The sequence below is a fragment of the Aeromicrobium piscarium genome, assembly GCF_007421815.1.
GTDB classification, from domain to species: domain Bacteria; phylum Actinomycetota; class Actinomycetes; order Propionibacteriales; family Nocardioidaceae; genus Aeromicrobium; species Aeromicrobium piscarium.
Genome location: NZ_VLNT01000015.1, coordinates 54,082 through 71,700 on the forward strand (window position 1 = coordinate 54,082; position 17,619 = coordinate 71,700).

At 68.4% G+C, this 17,619-nt stretch carries 21 protein-coding genes and 1 other RNA gene; 19 read left to right on the forward strand and 3 right to left on the reverse strand.

What is annotated here, in order from left to right; translation table 11 throughout:
- Nucleotides 1-100: 100 nt before the first annotated feature.
- The 9 genes from FNM00_RS14970 to FNM00_RS15005 all read left to right on the forward strand — a co-directional run bounded on the left by FNM00_RS14970 (nt 101) and on the right by FNM00_RS15005 (nt 6,298).
- Nucleotides 101-1,264, forward strand: coding sequence for a TadA family conjugal transfer-associated ATPase (locus tag FNM00_RS14970; protein WP_143914354.1), 1,164 nt, complete (start codon nt 101-103; stop codon nt 1,262-1,264).
- Nucleotides 1,252-2,064, forward strand: a complete 813-nt coding sequence (locus FNM00_RS14975; protein ID WP_143914355.1) for a type II secretion system F family protein — start codon at nt 1,252-1,254, stop codon at nt 2,062-2,064. Before FNM00_RS14970 ends, FNM00_RS14975 begins: the two co-directional genes overlap by 13 nt.
- Nucleotides 2,061-2,960, forward strand: coding sequence for a type II secretion system F family protein (locus tag FNM00_RS14980; RefSeq protein WP_143914356.1), 900 nt, complete (start codon nt 2,061-2,063; stop codon nt 2,958-2,960). Before FNM00_RS14975 ends, FNM00_RS14980 begins: the two co-directional genes overlap by 4 nt.
- A gap of 20 nt (nt 2,961-2,980) precedes the next feature.
- On the forward strand, nt 2,981-3,145 hold the full coding sequence (locus tag FNM00_RS18880; RefSeq protein ID WP_170931396.1) for a hypothetical protein: 165 nt from the start codon (nt 2,981-2,983) through the stop codon (nt 3,143-3,145).
- Complete coding sequence (locus tag FNM00_RS14985) at nt 3,142-3,519, forward strand: TadE/TadG family type IV pilus assembly protein (protein ID WP_143914357.1); 378 nt, start codon at nt 3,142-3,144, stop codon at nt 3,517-3,519. The genes FNM00_RS18880 and FNM00_RS14985 overlap by 4 nt, the downstream gene beginning before the upstream one ends.
- Complete coding sequence (locus tag FNM00_RS14990) at nt 3,516-3,932, forward strand: hypothetical protein (protein WP_143914358.1); 417 nt, start codon at nt 3,516-3,518, stop codon at nt 3,930-3,932. The genes FNM00_RS14985 and FNM00_RS14990 overlap by 4 nt, the downstream gene beginning before the upstream one ends.
- Entirely contained in the window at nt 3,929-4,336 is a 408-nt protein-coding gene (locus FNM00_RS14995) for a pilus assembly protein TadG-related protein (protein ID WP_143914359.1), read from the forward strand. Before FNM00_RS14990 ends, FNM00_RS14995 begins: the two co-directional genes overlap by 4 nt.
- A gap of 55 nt (nt 4,337-4,391) precedes the next feature.
- Entirely contained in the window at nt 4,392-5,504 is a 1,113-nt protein-coding gene (gene prfB / locus FNM00_RS15000; protein WP_143914360.1) for a peptide chain release factor 2, read from the forward strand.
- Between the two features lie 230 nt (nt 5,505-5,734).
- On the forward strand, nt 5,735-6,298 hold the full coding sequence (locus FNM00_RS15005; RefSeq protein WP_143914361.1) for a protein-L-isoaspartate O-methyltransferase family protein: 564 nt from the start codon (nt 5,735-5,737) through the stop codon (nt 6,296-6,298).
- Between the two features lie 3 nt (nt 6,299-6,301).
- Here FNM00_RS15005 and FNM00_RS15010 read toward each other — a convergent pair whose 3' ends face one another.
- Together FNM00_RS15010 and FNM00_RS15015 are read right to left on the reverse strand one after the other, a co-directional pair.
- On the reverse strand, nt 6,302-6,961 hold the full coding sequence (locus tag FNM00_RS15010) for a response regulator (protein ID WP_143914362.1): 660 nt from the start codon (nt 6,959-6,961) through the stop codon (nt 6,302-6,304).
- Complete coding sequence (locus tag FNM00_RS15015; RefSeq protein ID WP_221933761.1) at nt 6,958-7,824, reverse strand: sensor histidine kinase; 867 nt, start codon at nt 7,822-7,824, stop codon at nt 6,958-6,960. Before FNM00_RS15015 ends, FNM00_RS15010 begins: the two co-directional genes overlap by 4 nt.
- A 133-nt stretch (nt 7,825-7,957) precedes the next feature.
- On the opposite strand from FNM00_RS15015, the gene FNM00_RS15020 reads away from it, so the two are divergent.
- The 10 genes from FNM00_RS15020 (at nt 7,958) to ssrA (ending at nt 16,874) form a co-directional block, all read left to right on the forward strand.
- Complete coding sequence (locus tag FNM00_RS15020) at nt 7,958-8,668, forward strand: ABC transporter ATP-binding protein (protein ID WP_143914364.1); 711 nt, start codon at nt 7,958-7,960, stop codon at nt 8,666-8,668.
- Complete coding sequence (locus FNM00_RS15025) at nt 8,665-9,432, forward strand: ABC transporter permease (protein WP_143914365.1); 768 nt, start codon at nt 8,665-8,667, stop codon at nt 9,430-9,432. The genes FNM00_RS15020 and FNM00_RS15025 overlap by 4 nt, the downstream gene beginning before the upstream one ends.
- A 79-nt stretch (nt 9,433-9,511) precedes the next feature.
- Nucleotides 9,512-10,207 carry an ABC transporter permease gene (locus FNM00_RS15030; protein WP_143914366.1) on the forward strand — a complete coding sequence of 232 codons (696 nt, stop codon included), beginning with the start codon at nt 9,512-9,514 and terminating at the stop codon, nt 10,205-10,207.
- A 118-nt stretch (nt 10,208-10,325) separates the two neighbouring features.
- Nucleotides 10,326-11,015, forward strand: coding sequence for a cell division ATP-binding protein FtsE (gene ftsE, locus FNM00_RS15035; protein ID WP_143914367.1), 690 nt, complete (start codon nt 10,326-10,328; stop codon nt 11,013-11,015).
- Between the two features lie 5 nt (nt 11,016-11,020).
- Nucleotides 11,021-11,935, forward strand: a complete 915-nt coding sequence (gene ftsX, locus FNM00_RS15040; RefSeq protein WP_143914368.1) for a permease-like cell division protein FtsX — start codon at nt 11,021-11,023, stop codon at nt 11,933-11,935.
- A 139-nt stretch (nt 11,936-12,074) separates the two neighbouring features.
- A complete protein-coding gene (locus FNM00_RS15045) occupies nt 12,075-13,400 on the forward strand; it encodes a M23 family metallopeptidase (protein WP_143914369.1) in 1,326 nt (441 codons plus the stop codon).
- Between the two features lie 321 nt (nt 13,401-13,721).
- Nucleotides 13,722-14,195 (forward strand): SsrA-binding protein SmpB, encoded by a 474-nt coding sequence (gene smpB, locus FNM00_RS15050; RefSeq protein ID WP_143914370.1) that lies wholly within the window; start codon nt 13,722-13,724, stop codon nt 14,193-14,195.
- Nucleotides 14,195-15,067, forward strand: coding sequence for an amidohydrolase family protein (locus FNM00_RS15055; RefSeq protein ID WP_143914371.1), 873 nt, complete (start codon nt 14,195-14,197; stop codon nt 15,065-15,067). The genes smpB and FNM00_RS15055 overlap by 1 nt, the downstream gene beginning before the upstream one ends.
- Nucleotides 15,064-16,440: an MFS transporter gene (locus FNM00_RS15060; RefSeq protein WP_143914372.1), complete on the forward strand. Its 1,377-nt coding sequence runs from the start codon at nt 15,064-15,066 to the stop codon at nt 16,438-16,440. Before FNM00_RS15055 ends, FNM00_RS15060 begins: the two co-directional genes overlap by 4 nt.
- Before the next feature lie 61 nt (nt 16,441-16,501).
- Nucleotides 16,502-16,874, forward strand: a transfer-messenger RNA (tmRNA) gene (ssrA, locus tag FNM00_RS15065).
- 226 nt (nt 16,875-17,100) lie between these two features.
- Here the strand turns inward: ssrA and FNM00_RS15070 are convergent.
- A partial coding sequence (locus FNM00_RS15070; RefSeq protein WP_143914373.1) for an integrase core domain-containing protein occupies nt 17,101-17,619 on the reverse strand: 519 nt, incomplete at its 5' end.

Sequence of the window (17,619 nt, forward strand, 5' to 3'; positions counted from 1 at the left end):
TCGAGGTTGTCCACATTCTGGCGGTGGGGTCTTCCCGAAGCGGACCATCTCGTGCAAGATCGGCCAGGAGGGTCCGTTTCTCATCGGGGGTGAAGGGGCCGTGGATCAGGCTTTGGCGCAACAGGTGCGTCGTCTCGTGCGCGAGCGGCGTATCGATCCGGCCGATGACATCGAGGCGGTGCGTGCGGCGGCTGCCGATGTGGTGGCGGAGCACGAGGCCCGGAGTCTCACCGGTGCCGTTCGTTCGCTGGACGACCCCGACGTGGTGGTCGGGCAGCTGGTGGCCGATGCGGCCGGTTTCGGCCCGCTGCAGCGGTTCTTCGATGACGACGACGTCGAGGAGATCTGGATCAACGAACCGGATCGCGTCTTCATCGCCCGCGACGGCCGACACGAGTTGACATCGGTCCGGCTCACCGCCGAGCGTGTGCGGGAGCTGGTCGAGCGGATGCTCTCGAGCACTGGGCGCCGGCTCGATCTGAGTCAGCCTTTCGTCGACGCGATGTTGCCCGGCGGGCATCGTCTGCACGTCGCCTTGAGTGGCATCGCGCGCGACTTCACCGCCGTCAACATCCGCAAGTTCGTCACCAAGGCATCCTCACTCGACGACCTCATCTCGCTCGGCACGATCGACACCGAGCTCGCCGCGCTGCTGCGCGAGGCGGTCCTGGACGGCAACAACATCGTCGTCTCCGGTGGCACCCAGGCCGGCAAGACCACCCTCGTGAACTGTCTGGCCGGCGCGATCCCGGGAAGCCAGCGACTGATCTCGGTGGAAGAGGTCTTCGAACTGCGCTGCGCTCACCCGGACTGGGTGGCGCTGCAGACGCGCCAGGCCGGCCTCGAGGGCACCGGAGAGATCACGCTGCGCACCCTGGTCAAAGAGGCTCTGCGGATGCGGCCGAGCCGGATCATCGTGGGCGAGGTGCGCGCCGCGGAGGCCCTCGACCTGCTGCTGGCGCTCAACGCCGGCCTGCCGGGCATGGCCACCGTCCACGCCAGCTCCGCGCTGCAGGCGCTGACCAAGCTGTGCACGCTGCCGTTGCTCGCCGGTGAGAACATCTCCGCGCGGTTCGTGGTGCCCACCGTCGCCTCGTGCGTGGATCTCGTGGTCCACACCGCCATCGCCGCGGACGGTCGCCGAGCCGTGCGCGAGGTCATCCGTGTCACCGGCCGGATCGAGGGAGACGTGATCGAGACCGAGACGGTGTACGACGCGATGGCGGGCCGACGAACACGCGAGGAGCCGGCATGGGTGCACTGATCGGCTTCACCGCTGGGATCGGGCTGTTGCTCATCCTCACGGCGAACGACCCCGGGGCGGCTACCCGGCGGCGATCGCGTTCCCGACGAGTGCCCTGGACCTGGCTCGGCGTGGGGACGTTGCTCGGGCTGATCAGCGGGCTGCTGGTCACGGCGATCACCGGTGTCCTGGTGATCGGTGCGATAGCCGGCCTCGCCGCCGCGGTGTTGCCGTTGACGATCGTCCACGGCGTGGAGCGGCGCCGGCGCCGCGAGCAGGCTCAGGCCTGGCCGGACGCGGTGGACCAGCTGGCATCAGCGGTGCGCGCGGGCATGTCGCTTCCTGAGTCGGTCATCAGCCTGGCCGAGCACGGTCCCGAACCGCTGCGCGAACCGTTCGCGGCCTTCGCCCGCGACTATCAGTCCTCCGGCCGCTTCGTGGAGAGCCTCGAGCTGCTCAAGGGCCGTTTGGCGGACCCGACGGGTGATCGTGTCGTCGAGGCGCTCCGACTCGCCCGCGAGGTCGGTGGGGGAGACCTCGGACGAATGCTCCGCTCGCTCGCGGGATATATCCGCGATGATCAGCGCACTCGGGGAGAGCTGGAGGCGCGTCAGTCGTGGACCGTCTCCGGTGCCAGGCTGGCCGTCGCTGCTCCATGGCTGGTCCTCGTTTTCATGAGCGGCCAACGCGAGGTCATCGGGCGGTTCGGGGAGCCGATGGGCATCGCCGTGCTCGTCGGTGGTGCGTTCAGCTGTCTGGTGGCTTACCGATTGATGCTGCGCGCCGGCCGGCTCCCCTTGGAAGGCCGGGTGCTCGCATGATCGGCGCGGTCATCGGACTGCTGGGCAGCACGGGGCTCGTCCTGGTGGTCGTGGCGTGGCGCGAGAATCGTCGTCCGGCGCTGATGGCACGTGTCGGGCCCTATGTGCGCGATCTACGGGTGCACGATCCTGCGGTGGAGTCCCTCGGTCCTCGACTGACGTCGATCTGGCGCGCGAGCACGACCGCGGTGGGCGAGATCGTCGGCAGCGGGGCGAGCGTCTCCAGGAGGCTCGTGCGTGCGGGGGATCGGGGTGATCTCGAGGGCTTCCGTATGCGGCAGGCCCAGTGGGGGTTGGCCGGCTTCGGTGTGGCCTTCGCTGTCGCGCTGGCGGCGTCCGCGCGCGGGGCGGCCCTGGCGCCGCTGCTCGTGCTCTGCCTCGCTGGCGGCCTGGCTGGAGTCTTCGGCTGCGATCAACGACTGACCGCCCAGGTCCGGGACCGAGAGCAACGGCTCGTGCGGGAGTTCCCCGTCGCGGCTGATCTGCTCGCCCTGGCCGTCGCGGCGGGGGAGAGCCCACGGGCCGCGGTCGAACGGGTCGGCGCGCGGCTGCGCGGTCCCCTCGGGGACGAGTTCGCGCGACTCCTCGCCGACATACGTTCGGGCACGCCGGTACCGGAGGCCTTCACCGCGCTCGGACGCCGGACGGGGGTTCCGAGCACCGCGCGATTCGCCGAGGCGATGGCCGTCGCGGTAGAACGCGGCACACCGCTGGTGGACGTGCTGCATGCGCAGTCCGCCGATGTCCGCGATGCCGGGCGACGCGCGCTCGTGGAGTCCGCGGGCCGGCGGGAGATCACGATGATGATCCCGGTCGTCTTCCTCGTCCTGCCCGTCACCGTGATCTTCGCCTTTTATCCCGGGTGGGTCAGCCTCACCCTGACATCCGGTTTCTGACCCCGAAGAGAGGAAGAATGATGCTGCGACGATGGATCGACCGGCCCCGCGATGAGCAGGGGGACGTGCCCGGCTGGGTCATGGTCACGATCATGACCGCGGGCTTGGTGGCGGCGCTGACGGCGATCGCCGGGCCGCGGCTCAGTGCGATGCTCGACAGCGCGCTGAGCGCCGTCGGGGGATGACGCGTGAGCGCGGTGCCGCGGTGCCGGAGTTCGTCCTGGCGCTCGCATTGGTACTGCCGATCGCGATCGGCATCGTCCAGCTCGCCTTGGTCGCGCATGTGCGCTCGACGTTGACCGCGGCAGCCGCCGAAGGAGCTCGCGCCGGGGCGCCGCTCGGAGCCAGTGTCGCCGATGCCGAGCAGAGTGCGCGACGTCTCGCCGACACGACGCTGGCGGCGCGCTTCGCCGAGGACATCGCCGCGACTCGCACCACGCTCGACGGGCTCCCCGTCGTCGAGGTCACGATGCGCGCGGAGGTCCCGCCGCTCGGCGTGGCCGGCCCGGGTGTCCCGGTCACGGTGACCGGTCACGCCGTCATCCAGGGAGAGCCGTGACGGAGAGGGGGAGCGCGACCATCGAGCTGACCTGGCTCGTGGTGCTGTTGTTGGTCCCCTTCGTCTATGCCGTCGTGGCGGTCTTCGACACCCAGCGGACGGCGTATGCCGCCTCCACCGCGAGTGCTGCGGCGACGCGAGCGTTCGTCCAGGCGCCTGACGAGTCGACCGCCCACCAGCTGGCTCATCGCGCGGCGGATCTGACCTGGCGAGACTTCGGGGTCGACGTGCGGCCGGAGATCGAACTGCGCTGTGTTCCGGCGTGCTTCGAACCGGGTGGGCGCGTCGAGGTGGTCGTGACGACGCGGCAGCCGCTGCCCTTGGTTCCCGATGCCTGGGGGAGCTCGCTCGCCGGTATCGACATCAGCTCGACCCACACCGAACCGTTCGGCACCTATCGCGGGGCACCATGAGGCGCGATGAGGGCAACACCACGGTCCTGGCCATCGGCCTGCTGCTGGTGCTCGGTCTGCTGACCGTCGTGGTCGTCAACGCCTCGGCCGCGTTCCTGGAACGGCGCGACCTGATGAACCTCGCCGAAAGGGCGGCGCTCACCGCCGCCGATGGGCTGGCGCGTGATCAGCTGTATCTCGGTGGGGATGCCGGCTCCACGATCGTTCTCGATCTGCGCGAGGCCACGGCATTGACGCGATCGGTGGTCCCCTCCGACACCGGAGTGGACGTGGTGGTGCAGGGCGACATGGTGACCGTCCGTCTCGATCGCCGCTATGTGCTCCCTCTCCGTCCACCGGGATGGAATGGAGAGGTGGGCATCACCGCCGAATCGACGGCGCAGTTGCGCTACGCCGGTCCGTGACCTTCCGAAGCCACGTGAGTGGCTGTCGGTTCGCGCCAGGCGATAACCTGCCAGGGTGGCTCTTCCTGATCTGTCCGAACGTCTGAAGCACCTCGACGCCACCATGGCGTCGATCGAGAAGGTGCTCGATCTCGACGCGATCCGCGCCGAGATCGCCGAGCTGCAGGAGCAGGTCGGCGCCCCAGACCTGTGGGACGACCAGGCCAATGCGCAGCGGGTCACCGGGCGGCTCTCGGTTCTGCAGGCCGAGCTCGAGCGCACCACGTCGTTGCGCCAGCGGCTCGAGGACGTCGAGGTCCTCCTCGAGCTCGCGGCAGAGGAGGGAGATGCCGACTCACGCTCGGAAGCCGAGGCGGAGGTCAATCGACTCGCCAGCGCGATCGAGAGCCTCGAGGTGCGCACCCTGCTCTCCGGTGAGTTCGACGAGCGTGAGGCGCTGGTGACGATCCGATCGGGCGCGGGTGGCGTCGATGCGGCCGATTTCGCCGAGATGTTGCAACGCATGTACGTGCGGTGGGCCGAGCGTCATGGTTATCCGGTCGAGGTCTACGACACGTCCTACGCCGAGGAGGCGGGGCTCAAGTCCACGACCTTCGCCGTGAAGGCACCGTACGCCTACGGCACACTGTCGGTCGAAGCCGGCACGCACCGCCTCGTACGCATCTCGCCGTTCGACAACCAGGGTCGCCGCCAGACCTCGTTCGCCGCGGTCGAGGTCGTGCCGGTGCTGGAGGCGACTGATGACATCGACATCCCCGACGAGGAGATCCGCGTCGACGTCTATCGTTCCAGTGGTCCGGGTGGGCAGAGCGTCAACACGACCGACTCCGCGGTTCGCCTCACCCATATCCCCACCGGCGTGGTGGTGAGCTGCCAGAACGAGAAGTCGCAGCTGCAGAACAAGGCCAGCGCGATGGTCATCTTGAAGGCCAAGCTGCTCGCGCTCAAGAAGGCCGAGGAGCGTGCCCAGCTCGATGAGCTGCGAGGCGACGTCGCCGCCTCGTGGGGCGACCAGATGCGCAACTACGTGCTCAACCCGTATCAGATGGTCAAGGACCTGCGTACCGAGCACGAGACCGGCAACACCCAGGCCGTGCTCGACGGTGAGATCGACGACTTCATCGAGTCCGGCATCCGCTGGCGTCGCGGCCAGCAGGCCAACGCCTGACCCTCCGAGTCCAGCTTTTGCCGGGTTGTGGCCCGTTTCGCCTCGGCGAGACGGGCCACAACCGGCCACATCCAGCGGGTCTCATGCCAGGAGTCCGGATGTCGAGATCGTCTCGGTATCCGGGCGGCTGGGGATCTGCCCTCGACATGTGGCCGCCTATGGCCCGTCCGGGGGCCGCAGACCGGGCCACAAGCGGCCACATCTGATCCGCGGGCGCGTAGGCTCGCGACATGGAGGACTCGGCTATCGACCGGGTGTTCGCCGAGGTCGATCGGGCGGACTTCCTGCCACCTGACCGGCGCGATGACGCCGGCCGTGACGAACCCATCGCCATCGGTCAGGGGCAGACCAACTCCCAGCCCTACACCGTGCGGGTGATGCTGGAGCTTTTGGATGTCCGCCCCGGTCACCGCGTGCTCGATGTCGGCAGCGGATCGGGATGGACCACCGCGCTGCTCGGATGTCTCGTCGGGCCCGATGGGCTCGTCGTCGGTGTCGAGCTCGAACCGGAACTGGTCCGCTTCGGCTCGGAGAACCTCGCCCGATACGCCATGGAGTGGACGAGCATCCGCCAGCCCGAGGCCGGGGTGCTCGGCGCACCCGACCTGGCCCCCTACGACCGCATCCTCGTCTCCGCCACCGCGCGCGAGCTGCCGTCCACCCTCGTGGGCCAACTGGCCGAGGACGGCGTGATGGTGGTACCCGTCGGCGCGGACATGCTCCGGGTGAGGCGTCGTGAGGGCGACGTCGACGTCACCCGCCACGGCACGTTCAGCTTCGTGCCGCTGCGCTGACGCTCAGCCCCCGGCGAGCCCGTGCTCGTAGGCCGCGATCACCAGCTGCGCGCGGTCCCGTGCGCCGAGCTTGGACAACAGGCTGCCGATATGGGTCTTGACCGTCTTGATCGAGATCGTCAGCCCGGCGGCGATCTCGTCATTGGACAGGCCGCGTGCCACGAGGGTGAGCACCTCGGTCTCGCGCGTGGTCACGGCCGGCAGGTCTCGCTGGATGCTCGCTGCCGGCCGGTCGAGGTAGTGGCCGACGATCCGCGCGAGGATCGCCGGCGCGAACAGCGACTCCCCGTCGTGGGTCCGGCGGATCGCATCGACGAGCTGAGCCGGTCCGGAGTCCTTCAGCACGAAGCCGCTCGCACCGGCGCGCAATGCTCCGCTGACGTACTCGTCCAGCTCGAACATGCTCAGCACCAGCACCCGAGTCCCGTCCAGATCGGGGTCGGCCCGGATTCTCCGTGTCGCCTCGATCCCGTCGACACCGGGCATTCGCAGGTCCATCAGGACGACATCGGGCCGCGACGTCCTCGCCTCGACCACGGCTTCCTCGCCCGTCGCCGCCTCGCCGACCACGGAGAGGTCGTCCGCGCCGTCGACGATCAGGCGCAGGCTGTGCCGCAGCAGGGCCTGATCGTCGACGACGAGCACCCGTACCGGCGCGGTCACGATGTCCGCCCGGGACTATCGGGGATCCGCGCCGTGACGAGAAAGCCCCCGCCGTCCTCCCGTGCGATCAGCAGCCCGCCGAGAGCCGCGACCCGTTCGCGCAGTCCGGTGAGCCCGTGCCCGGCCCCTCGGTGCGGCACCCATCCCGCGGCGGGCCCCTCGTCGCACACGGTCGCGACGATGTCGGCACCCTCGCGGCGCACTTCGACGGTCGCGGTCGTCGGCCCCGCGTGCCGGGCACTGTTGGCGAGAGCCTCACGCACCACGGCGCACAGCGCTATCTGGACGCCGGCCGATACGCGGCCCACATCCGTCGGTTCCAGCTGCGCCCGGACACCCGATGCCCGTGCCCCCTCGATCAGCTCGGGCAAGTCGGCCAGGGTGGCGGCGGGGCGCAACGGCGCCACATCGCCGGGGGAGCGGAGCACCGCCAGCATCCGCCGGAGCTCGGTCGTCGCTTCGTGTCCCGCCTGCTCGATATCGGCCAATGCCCGCGCCCGTTCGTGTTCGCCCTCCGGCCCCTCGAGTCCGCGCGCGGAGGCCGCACGCACGGTCATCAGGCCGAGGCCGTGGGACGCGAGATCGTGCAGGTCGCGGGCGATGCGCAGCCGCTCGGCCGCGGCCGCCCGCTCGTGTGCCCACGCGGTCAGCCGGTCCTCATAGGCCCGGCGCTGGCGACGGGTCGCGATGAGGGCCCATGCCAGGACGACCGCGGAGGCGGCGAATGCCACCAGTGCCACCGTCACGGCACCCGCCATGCTGTCCACACCGACCAGGAGCAGGCCGGCGGTCAGCAAGCCCAAGGTGCCGAGGGCGGCCGGCCAGGCCCGCGAGCGCCAGGTCGGCCGGTCGGCGGAGTCCACGCGCCTGATTCTAGGTCGCGCACCGACCCCTGACATCGGACCTGGGTCCGAGAGACCGTGGTCCGACGCCCCGCCACCAGGTCCGGTCGTCGGACCGATGACGGTACGGGTCCCGACGCGCTGGGATGGAGAGATGCTGCAGATCGAGCACCTCGTCAAACGCCACGGAGCGCGCACTGTCCTGGATCGCGTTGACCTCGAAGCCCGTCCGGGGCGGGTGACCGCGTTCCTCGGCCCCAATGGCGCCGGCAAGTCGTCCACCCTGCGTGTCCTTCTGGGCCTCGATCGTCCCGACGGCGGCCGGGCGCTCGTCGCGGGCCGGCCCTATCGGGAGCTGGCCGATCCGGCCCGCGTGATAGGGGCGATGCTCGACGGCTCCGGCGCCCATCGCTCGCGTCGGGCACGCCACCACCTCGCGTGGATCGCGCGTGCCGGAGGCATCGACCCGCGCCGCGTCGACGAGGTGCTCGAGCAGGTCGGGCTCGCCGACGCCGCACGGACGCGTGTGGGCCGTTTCTCGCTCGGCATGGGTCAACGCCTCGGTCTGGCGGCAGCGCTGCTCGGTGAGCCCGAGGCGCTCGTGCTCGACGAGCCCGTGAACGGTCTGGACCCGGAGGGAATCCGCTGGATCCGCGGCCTGTTGCGCGGACACGCCGACGACGGTGGGACGGTGCTGCTGTCCAGCCACCTGATGAGCGAGGTCGCGGGCATCGCCGACGATCTGGTGGTGATCGCCGGTGGCCGGGTCGTCGCCTCGGGCCCCATCGCCGACGTGACGCGAGGCTACGAGAACCTGGAGGACGCCTTCTTCGCGCTCACCGGTGGATCGGAGGGAATGAGATGATCCGCGCGCTCCGGGCCGAGCTCCACAAGGCAGTGACACTGCCCGCGACCTTGGTGGGCTGCGGCGTCATGGTGCTGAGCATGGTGGCCCTCACCGTGCTGAACGCGCTCTCGGCGCGCGGTGACGACGCCGCCGACTCTGCCTTCGATGTCGCGTTCTACGGTGCACCGCTCGGCGTGGTCGGGTCGGTGGTCGTCGCGGTCGTCCTGGTCGGCAGCGAGTACACGGCCAACAGCCCTGACGCGGGCGGCGGCCGGCAGATCCCGACGACGCTCATCGCGATCGGCTCGCGAACGCGACTGCTCGTCGCCAAGGCAGTCGCGATGGTGGTCGTCGTCGTGCCATCGGCCGCGATCGCGATCGGGGTCTGCCTCGGTGTCGCCACCGCGCTGTTGGGCGATTCCGCCGGCCCGCCTGTCGCCTTCGACGAGGGGCTGCGCCGCGCGGGCGCCGTGGTCGTCTACTGGCTCCTCATCTCGATCATGGCTCTCGCGGTCACCGTCCTGACGCGCAACGGCGTCATTCCGCTGGTCTTCTTCATCGTCAACAGCGCTGTACTGCCGCCGTCCTTCTTGCTGAGCCGGGTCACCGATCTCGCCTTCTGGCTGCCCGACACGTCCGGCTTCCGCCTCCTGAGCTACGGCATCGGACAGTCGATCGACGATGCCCAGCTGGCGATGGTGCCGGGAACGTTAGTGATGACGGCCTGGGCGCTCGGCTTGCTCGCCGTCGCTGGCATCGTGATGAACCGGCGGGACGCATGAGCGAGCGCAGTGAGCGACCGATGAATGGTCTCTCATGCCGCCTTCGGCCTAGTGTGTTTTTCTTTCAGGCGGTGGCGGCATGAGGGCGGTCGGTGCGGAAGTGGTCAAGCTGCGGACTCTGCCGGCCGCGGTCTGGACACTCCTCATCACCCTCGGCGCCGTCGCCTTGCTCGCGGCGGCGTTCGCGGCGACGCCCGATGCGAGCTCCTCGGCGGTGGACATCACCACGCAGACGGTGCGCTTCGCGCAGGTCGGCGTGCTGGTGATGGGGATCTGGCCGGTGGCGCAGGAGTACGCCGGCCGTCAGCGGTGCACGACACTGCTCGCCGTCCCGCGGCGCGGGACCCTGGTTCTGGCCAAGGTCGCCGTCGCGGCCGGCGCGTCGCTGATCGCCGCTGCGACGAGTCTGGCCGCCGGGCTGGTCGCCGGCGTCGCGGCGGGCGCGGAGCTGCGGATCGGGACCGGCGAGGCACAGTCATTGGGTGGCGCGGTCCTCTATCTCGTGCTCATCGGTCTGCTCGGACACGGCCTCGCGCTCATCGCCCGATCCCTCGCCCCGGCGCTAGTCGCCGGCCTCATGCTCGTGCTGCTCATCCCGCCGCTGCTCCAGCAGGTGACCGAGTACGCGCGATGGCTGCCGAGCAGCGCCGGCGAGCTGCTGTTCGAGTCCTCCGACCGCGTGCTCGGGCCCGTCGGTGGGGGAGCGGTCCTGCTCGCCTGGGTCGTCGTGGTGACGGCGGCCGGGGCGTTACAGCTGATCCGTCGAGACGCCTGATCGGGAGTCCCTCGACGACGCGGCACCGCGCGAGACGGTCGTCACATCAGGGTTGTGGACGCCACGGACGTTCCGCGCCTGCGTCGTTTTCTCAGGTCGTCCACCTACACTCGGTCGGGTGATTCGCTTCGACAAGGTCAGCAAGACCTATCCCGGGCAGAAGCGTGCGGCCCTCGACGGCATCGACCTCGAGGTCAGCAAGGGCGAGTTCGTCTTCCTCGTCGGCGCCTCCGGATCGGGCAAGTCCACCTTCTTGCGACTGATCCTGCGCGAGACGCGTCCCAGCACCGGACACGTCTACGTCGCCGGCAAGGAGATCGACAAGCTCTCGTCGTGGAAGGTCCCCAAGCTCCGCCGCGAGGTCGGCACGGTCTTCCAGGACTTCCGGCTGCTGCCGAACAAGTCCGTCACGGAGAATGTCGCCTTCGCGCTGCAGGTGATTGGCAAGCCGCGCGCTGAGATCGACCAGCTCGTCCCCGAGACGCTCGAGATGGTGGGCCTGGAGGGCAAGGGCCACCGGATGCCCGAGGAGCTCTCCGGCGGCGAGCAGCAGCGCGTCGCGATCGCACGCGCCTTCGTCAACCGGCCGAAGATCCTCATCGCCGATGAGCCGACCGGCAACCTCGATCCGACCACGAGCGTCGGCATCATGAAGCTGCTGGACCGCATCAACCGCACCGACACCACCGTGATCATGGCCACGCACGACTCCTCGATCGTCGACCAGATGCGCAAGCGCGTCATCGAGCTCGACGAGGGTCGCCTCGTCCGCGACGAGGCACGCGGCATCTACGGCTACCAGAACTGAGAACCATGCGAGCGATCCTTTCCGAACTGCGCGCCAGCCTGACCCGCAACGCGTCCATGACGATCTCGCTGATCGTCACCATGTCCGTCTCTTTGCTCCTGGCATCGCTGGGCCTGCTGATCCAGGCCCAGGCCGATCGCACCGAGCAGTACTTCGGCGATCGCCTGCAGTTGCAGGTGAACCTCTGCACGCAGAACTCACCGGCGGCCACCTGCGTCAACGGCGTGGCCACCGAGGAGCAGCAGCAGGCGGTGCAGGACGCCCTCGATTCCAATCCCGAGGTGCGCAGCTTCGAGGTGCGCAGCCCCGAGCAGAACTACGAGCAGGCCCGCGAGCTCCTCGGGCAGACCGAGACCGGCCAGCGTCAGCTGGAGACCCTCGGACCCGACTCGTTCCCCGAGTCCTACTACGTCACGCTCACCGATCCGCAGGACTTCGACGGCGTCGTGAGCCAGGTGTCCGGAATGGACGGCGTGGGCAATGTCAACTCGCTGCGTGAGCTCCTCGGTCCGCTGTTCGAGATGCTCGACAAGCTGCAGTGGGCCTCGCTGGGCACCGCCCTGCTGCTGATCATCGCGGCGATCCTGCAGGTCTCCAACACGATCCGCATGACCGCCTTCGCCCGCCGTCGCGAGATCGGCATCATGCGACTCGTCGGTGCCTCCAGCTGGCACATTCAGTTGCCCTTCGTGCTGGAATCGCTGGTGGCCGCGCTCGTCTCGGCCGCGCTGGCCGCAAGCGGGATGGCGGCTTTCATGTACTTCGTGGTCTACGGCTATCTGCGTGACACCCTCGGCACGATCACGACCTGGGTCCGATGGCAGGACGCCTTCGTGGTCATGGGCTGGACCACCGCATTGTCCATCCTGCTGGCGCTCATCCCGACCCTCGTGATGACGCGCAAGTACCTCAACGTCTGACCGCAGGTCTCAATCTCGGGTAGAGAGTTTCCGCGCGCCCCTGGACGTCAGGGGGTGGTGATGACGTAGAGTCACACCAGTCACACGAGTTCGATTCCGTCCCACAAGGGGCCTTCCCCGGATCGAGGATGTTCAGACGATGCTTGCGTCAGCTCGCAAACCGCTGCTCGCGGCGGTGCTGGTGCTCGGCCTCTTGGTCGGGTTCACCGCGCCGTCGGCCTTCGCCGACTCCAAGGACGATGTCCGTCGTCAACAGGGTCAGAACGATCAGAAGCGCCAGCAGGCGCAGGCCGCCCTCGAGCACTCCACCCAGCGTTACCAAGATGCCAGTTCGGCGTTGAACGCCGCGAGTGCTCGTCTCGCCGAGGCCGAGGGCGTGCTCAGCACCACCCGCGGTGAGCTCGCGGTCGCCCAGGCACGCGATGCCGAGCTGCGTGAGCAGCTGGCCAAGGCCGAAGCCGATCTCGAGGCCGCCGAGGCGCGCGTCGATAAGGCGGAGAAGGACCTGGCGGCGTCGGAGTCCGAGGTCGAGCAGTTCGCCGTCGACAGCGTCATGGAGGGCGATCGCGGTCTGCGCGCCTTCAGTGAGTTGTTACAGGGCGAGGACCCCAATACCTTCTCCAACCGCGTCCAAGCCAATGACTCGGTCGGCGATGCGCAGATCGGCAAGATGCAGGAGCTCGATGCCTCGCGCGTCATGCTCGAACTCGAGCGGCAGCGCGTGGAGGAGCTGCGCGACCAGGTCGCCGCGCAGAAGAAGGAAGCCGAGGCCAATGTCGCGCGGATGCAGGAGCTGACCGCTGCGGCCGAGGCGCAGGCGGCCGAGGTTGCCGAACTCGTCGACACGCGTCGCTCGGCTGAGCGTGAGGCGGCTTCGGCCAAGGCCGAGGACGAGCAGCTGGCGGCGGCACTGGAGTCCGAGCGTGCGTCCTTGGAACGTCAGATGCAGGCGATCGTGGCCGAGGAGCTGCGCAAGCAGCGTGAACGCGAAGCGGCCCAGAACCAAGGTGGCGGCGGCGGAGGCGGCGGCAACCCCGGTGGGGGCGGCGGAGGAGGCGGCGGTGGTGGCAACACCCTGAGCCACCCGGTCAGCGGACCGATCACCTCGCCCTATGGCATGCGCCGTCATCCGGTCACGGGTGTGTACAAGCTGCACGACGGCACCGACTTCGGCGTCGGCTGCGGCACGCCGATCCGCGCTGCCGCATCCGGCACGGTCATCCAGTCCTACTTCAACGGCGCCTACGGCAACCGTGTCATCGTCAACCACGGCGTCATGCGTGGTGTCAGCGTCATCACGACCTACAACCACATGAACTCCCTGTCGCCGATCGGCGTGGGCTCGCAGGTGCAGCGCGGCCAGGTCATCGGCTACGTCGGCACGACCGGTTATTCGACCGGTTGCCACCTGCACTTCATGGTGCTGCAGAACGGTCAGACCGTAAACCCGATGGGCTGGCTCTGATCCATCCCGCCCCACCGGGGCGGTGAGCAGTCAACCACGGTTCCTGGGTGACAGTGGTTGATGACACACCGTTTCGAGGCTGAGGCGGATCGCGGTAAGTGGTCAACCACGTCGGGACCGTTGATGGTGGTTCATGCACCGCGATCATGCCGAGACACAAGGCGGTGACTCATCAACCAGGTGAACCGGCTCCCGGTGGTTGACCGCTCACCGCCCTCGGGTGGGGGTAGGTAGCGAGCGATCCAGGCCCCATGCTCGTCGCCGAGGTCTTCGTGGTGAGGCGGGCTTTGCGGCCTGGACCTCTCTGAGAGAATGGTGGGTATGGCCAAGGAGACCGGTCGCAAGCTGATCGCGCAGAACAAGAAGGCACGTCACGACTACCACATCGAGGACACCTTCGAAGCGGGCTTGGTGCTGACCGGAACCGAGGTCAAGTCGCTGCGGGCCGGTCGTGCGTCGCTGGTCGACGGGTTCGGTGACATCGAGAACGGCGAGGCCTGGCTGCTGCAGGTGCATATCCCGCACTACGACAACGGCACCTGGACCAACCATGAGACGCGCCGCCGGCGCAAGATGCTGCTGCACCGTTCCGAGATCGACAAGATCGAGCAGCGCACCCAGGCCAAGGGCCTGACCCTCGTGCCGCTCTCGCTGTACTTCAAGGACGGCCGGGCCAAGGTCGAGATCGCGCTGGCCCGAGGCAAGAAGGAGTACGACAAGCGTCAGGCGATCGCAGAGCGCCAGGCGAAGCGCGATGTGGAGCGGGAGTTCGGGCGCAAGTTCAAGGGCATGTGATGCGCGACGAGGACGTTCCGGCGTATCTCGACGCTCTCGGACTGCCGGGCATCGTCGATGTGCACGTGCACTTCATGGCGCCTCAGGTGCTGAAGAAGGTCTGGGCCTATTTCGACGCGGCCGGGCCTTTGCTGGGTCGCCCGTGGCCGATCACCTATCGGTGGAGCGATGAGGAGCGGGTGGAACGTCTCCGCTCGATGCGGGTCAAGGCCTTCGGCGCTCTGTCGTACGCCCACAAAGCGGGCGTCGCGGAGTTCATGAACGACTGGAACCGAGACTTCGCGCGACAGGTGCCCGACAGCCTGTGGTCGGGCACCTTCTACCCCGAGCCCGAGGCGGCCGGCTATGTGCCCGAGCTGATCGAGGCGGGGGTACGCGTGTTCAAGGCCCATCTGCAGGTCGGCGAGTTCGCGGCCGACGATCCGCTCCTGGACCCGGTGTGGACGGAGCTGGAGGCGTCGGGAACTCCGATCGTGCTGCACGCCGGATCTGGACCCGCGCCCGGGCCTCATACGGGACCGGCGGGAGTCGCAGCCGTGCTCGAGCGATATCCCCGGCTGAAGCTGATCATCGCTCACCTCGGCATGCCGGAGGTCCACGAGTTCCTGGACCTCGCGGAGCGGTACGACGAGATTCGTCTCGACACCACGATGACCTTCGTCGACTTCTTCACCGACCGGCAGATCCCCGACGGAGTGGTCCCACGGCTCGACGCGCTCCGTGACCGGATCCTGTTCGGCACCGACTTCCCGAATATCCCCTACGCCTACGCCCACCAGATCGAGGCACTCGATCGTCTCGGCCTCGGCGATGACTGGATGCGGGCAGTGCTCTGGGGTAACGGCGCCGATCTCTTCGATATCGACCCATGAGACTCGCATCGGCCCAGGGCCGGTGGCTCGTCGCCGCGATGGTCCTCGGCTCGGGCATCGTCTTCCTCGACGGTTCGATCGTCTCGCTCGCATTGCCGGCGGTCGACCGCGAGCTGGACGCGGGCGTAGCGGGGCTCCAGTGGGTGGTCAACGGCTACACGCTGATGCTCGCCGGACTCATCCTGGTCGGCGGGTCATTGGGTGACAGCTGGGGCAGGCGCCGAGTATTCGTGGTCGGCACCATGCTGTTCGCGACGGCGTCCGTGCTGTGCGCTCTGGCGTGGTCGGCCGACGTCCTGGTGCTCGCGCGAGCGCTGCAGGGCATCGGCGGGGCGCTGCTGACGCCGGGGAGCCTCGCGATCATCACCGCCTCGATCCATCCCGACGACCGGGGAAAGGCGATCGGCCTGTGGTCTGGGCTGTCGGGCGTGACGACCGCGATCGGACCGCTGCTCGGCGGATGGCTCGTGGACGCGGTCGGCTGGCGCTCGGTCTTCTGGGTCAACGTACCGCTGGCGGTCGCGGTTGTCGCGATCACTCTGCGCCACGTCCCGGAGTCACGCGGCGGCGCCTCACGGCTGGATCTCGGCGGTGCGGCATTGACGATCGTCAGTCTCTCGGCGCTGACTTTCGGGTTCGTCGACCAGAACTGGTGGCTCGTCGGTGTCGGCGTGATCGTCCTCATGGTCTTCGTCTGGCACCAGGTGCGGGTGCCCGCACCGCTCGTGCCGATGACGCTGTTCGCCGACCGTGTCTTCGCGGCCGCCAATCTGTCCACCTTCGCGATCTATGCGGCGTTGAGCGGCTCGATGTTCCTGCTCGTGCTGCACCTGCAGTATGTCGCCGGCTACACACCGCTGCAGGCGGGGATGGCGACCCTCCCGGTGACGATCCTCATGCTGTTGTTCTCAGCCACCGCCGGTGAGATCGGTTCGCGGATCGGTCCGCGGCCGCCGATGACCGTCGGCCCGCTGGTAGCGGCATGCGGGCTCTTGCTCTATCTGCGGATCGGCCGCGATGCTGACCTGCTGACAGAGGTGCTTCCGGGCACTGTCGTGTTCGGCATAGGCTTGACGACCCTCGTCGCCCCACTGACGACCGCGGTTCTCGCCTCGGCACCGCCGGATCAGACGGGCATCGCTTCTGGCATCAACAACGCGGTCTCGCGCACGGCAGGTCTGCTGGCGGTGGCCGCGATCCCACCGCTCGTGGGGATCGCCGGCCCGGACTTCGCCCGCCCGGAGGTCTTCGCCCCCGGCTTCCGGGCGGGGATCGTGGTGTGTGCGGGACTGCTCGTCGCCGGTGCGATGGTCTCGGCCGTACTCGTACGGACACCGGGACGCGCGGACCGAGTCCAGCCGGGTGAGGAATAGTCGGCGCACCGCGTGGGTTGTAAGCTGTGAGAGCCGGTTCGCCGGTGTTGATAACTCAAGAGGGGCTGATCGGTTTCGACTGTGGTCGTTCGACCTAGGAGAAGCGGGTAGAGAAGGCAACGTCATCTCTTAAACGATCGTTGCAAACCAATAAGTGCCGATTCCAAGCGCACTGACTTCGCCCTCGCTGCCTGACAGCGATTGGTGAAGGGCAGACCCGGGAGCGTCCCCGTTCCGGATCGTCTGTCTCATCAAGGGGACTTGCTGATTACTGCCTGCCGTAGGCGGTGATCGGGACTCAAGTACGGCTGAGCCCGTCGGTGACGTGTTTGTCCGAGCACCGGGGCTGAGAAAACGACTACCGACAAACTGCACCCGGAGAAGACCTAGCTCAGCGCCAGAGGACCCGGGTTCGATTCCCGGCAGCTCCACGGCATTACCCGGCACCCCACCTCCTTGCGAGGTGGGGTGCCGTGCTGTGTCCGGGGTGCCGGGTAATGCCGCGAATCATGCAGAGTGAATCGAGTGGGCCCACGGCGAGCTCTGCGAGCTGGGGATCCCGGCAGCTCCACGACAGGACACCGCCCCACCTCCTTGTGAGGCGGGGTGCCGTGCTGTGTCCGGGGTGCTGTGTGAACCGCCCCAGGTTCGCTGCCGCTCCTATGCGGGTTGCGGCTCTCGGTTGAGAGTCGCGTAGTGGGCCTGCTCGGACTCCGTTGGGGTCATCATCCCAAGAGAGCCGTGCAGGCGTCTGTTGTTGTACCAATCGACCCATCCGGCGGTGGCGTACTCGACGTCCCCGATGGTCCGGTAGGGGCCGGTGTGGAAGACCGTGGTGCGGACGCACTCGGTCTTGTAGAGCCCGATCACGCACTCCATGAGCGCATTGTCATACGCATCGGCAACCGACCCGATCGAGGGCCGGATGCCCTTCTCGGCGAGGTGCTCGGTGAACGTGATCGATGTGTACTGACTGCCGGCGTCCGCGTGACCGATCAGCTCGCCGGGCACGATCGGGTGGCCTTCACGGTCGCGGTGCCACAGCGCCATCCGCAGCGGAACGTCGACCAGCTCGACGGCCTTGGTGGGCGCGACGTTCCAGGCGATGATCTTCTGGGCGAACACGTCGAGGATGAACGCGACGTAGACGAACCCGGCCCAGGTCCTCACGTAGGTGAA

Bases quoted from the DNA above. Each gene is read 5' to 3' on its own strand.
- FNM00_RS14975 (WP_143914355.1), top strand. From the start codon at position 1,252: ATGGGTGCACTGATCGGCTTCACCGCTGGGATCGGGCTGTTGCTCATC.
- FNM00_RS14980 (WP_143914356.1), top strand. From the start codon at position 2,061: ATGATCGGCGCGGTCATCGGACTGCTGGGCAGCACGGGGCTCGTCCTG.
- FNM00_RS18880 (WP_170931396.1), top strand. From the start codon at position 2,981: ATGCTGCGACGATGGATCGACCGGCCCCGCGATGAGCAGGGGGACGTG.
- FNM00_RS14985 (WP_143914357.1), top strand. From the start codon at position 3,142: ATGACGCGTGAGCGCGGTGCCGCGGTGCCGGAGTTCGTCCTGGCGCTC.
- FNM00_RS14995 (WP_143914359.1), top strand. From the start codon at position 3,929: ATGAGGCGCGATGAGGGCAACACCACGGTCCTGGCCATCGGCCTGCTG.
- FNM00_RS15005 (WP_143914361.1), top strand. From the start codon at position 5,735: ATGGAGGACTCGGCTATCGACCGGGTGTTCGCCGAGGTCGATCGGGCG.
- FNM00_RS15020 (WP_143914364.1), top strand. From the start codon at position 7,958: ATGCTGCAGATCGAGCACCTCGTCAAACGCCACGGAGCGCGCACTGTC.
- FNM00_RS15025 (WP_143914365.1), top strand. From the start codon at position 8,665: ATGATCCGCGCGCTCCGGGCCGAGCTCCACAAGGCAGTGACACTGCCC.
- FNM00_RS15030 (WP_143914366.1), top strand. From the start codon at position 9,512: ATGAGGGCGGTCGGTGCGGAAGTGGTCAAGCTGCGGACTCTGCCGGCC.
- ftsX (WP_143914368.1), top strand. From the start codon at position 11,021: ATGCGAGCGATCCTTTCCGAACTGCGCGCCAGCCTGACCCGCAACGCG.
- FNM00_RS15045 (WP_143914369.1), top strand. From the start codon at position 12,075: ATGCTTGCGTCAGCTCGCAAACCGCTGCTCGCGGCGGTGCTGGTGCTC.
- smpB (WP_143914370.1), top strand. From the start codon at position 13,722: ATGGCCAAGGAGACCGGTCGCAAGCTGATCGCGCAGAACAAGAAGGCA.
- FNM00_RS15055 (WP_143914371.1), top strand. From the start codon at position 14,195: ATGCGCGACGAGGACGTTCCGGCGTATCTCGACGCTCTCGGACTGCCG.
- FNM00_RS15060 (WP_143914372.1), top strand. From the start codon at position 15,064: ATGAGACTCGCATCGGCCCAGGGCCGGTGGCTCGTCGCCGCGATGGTC.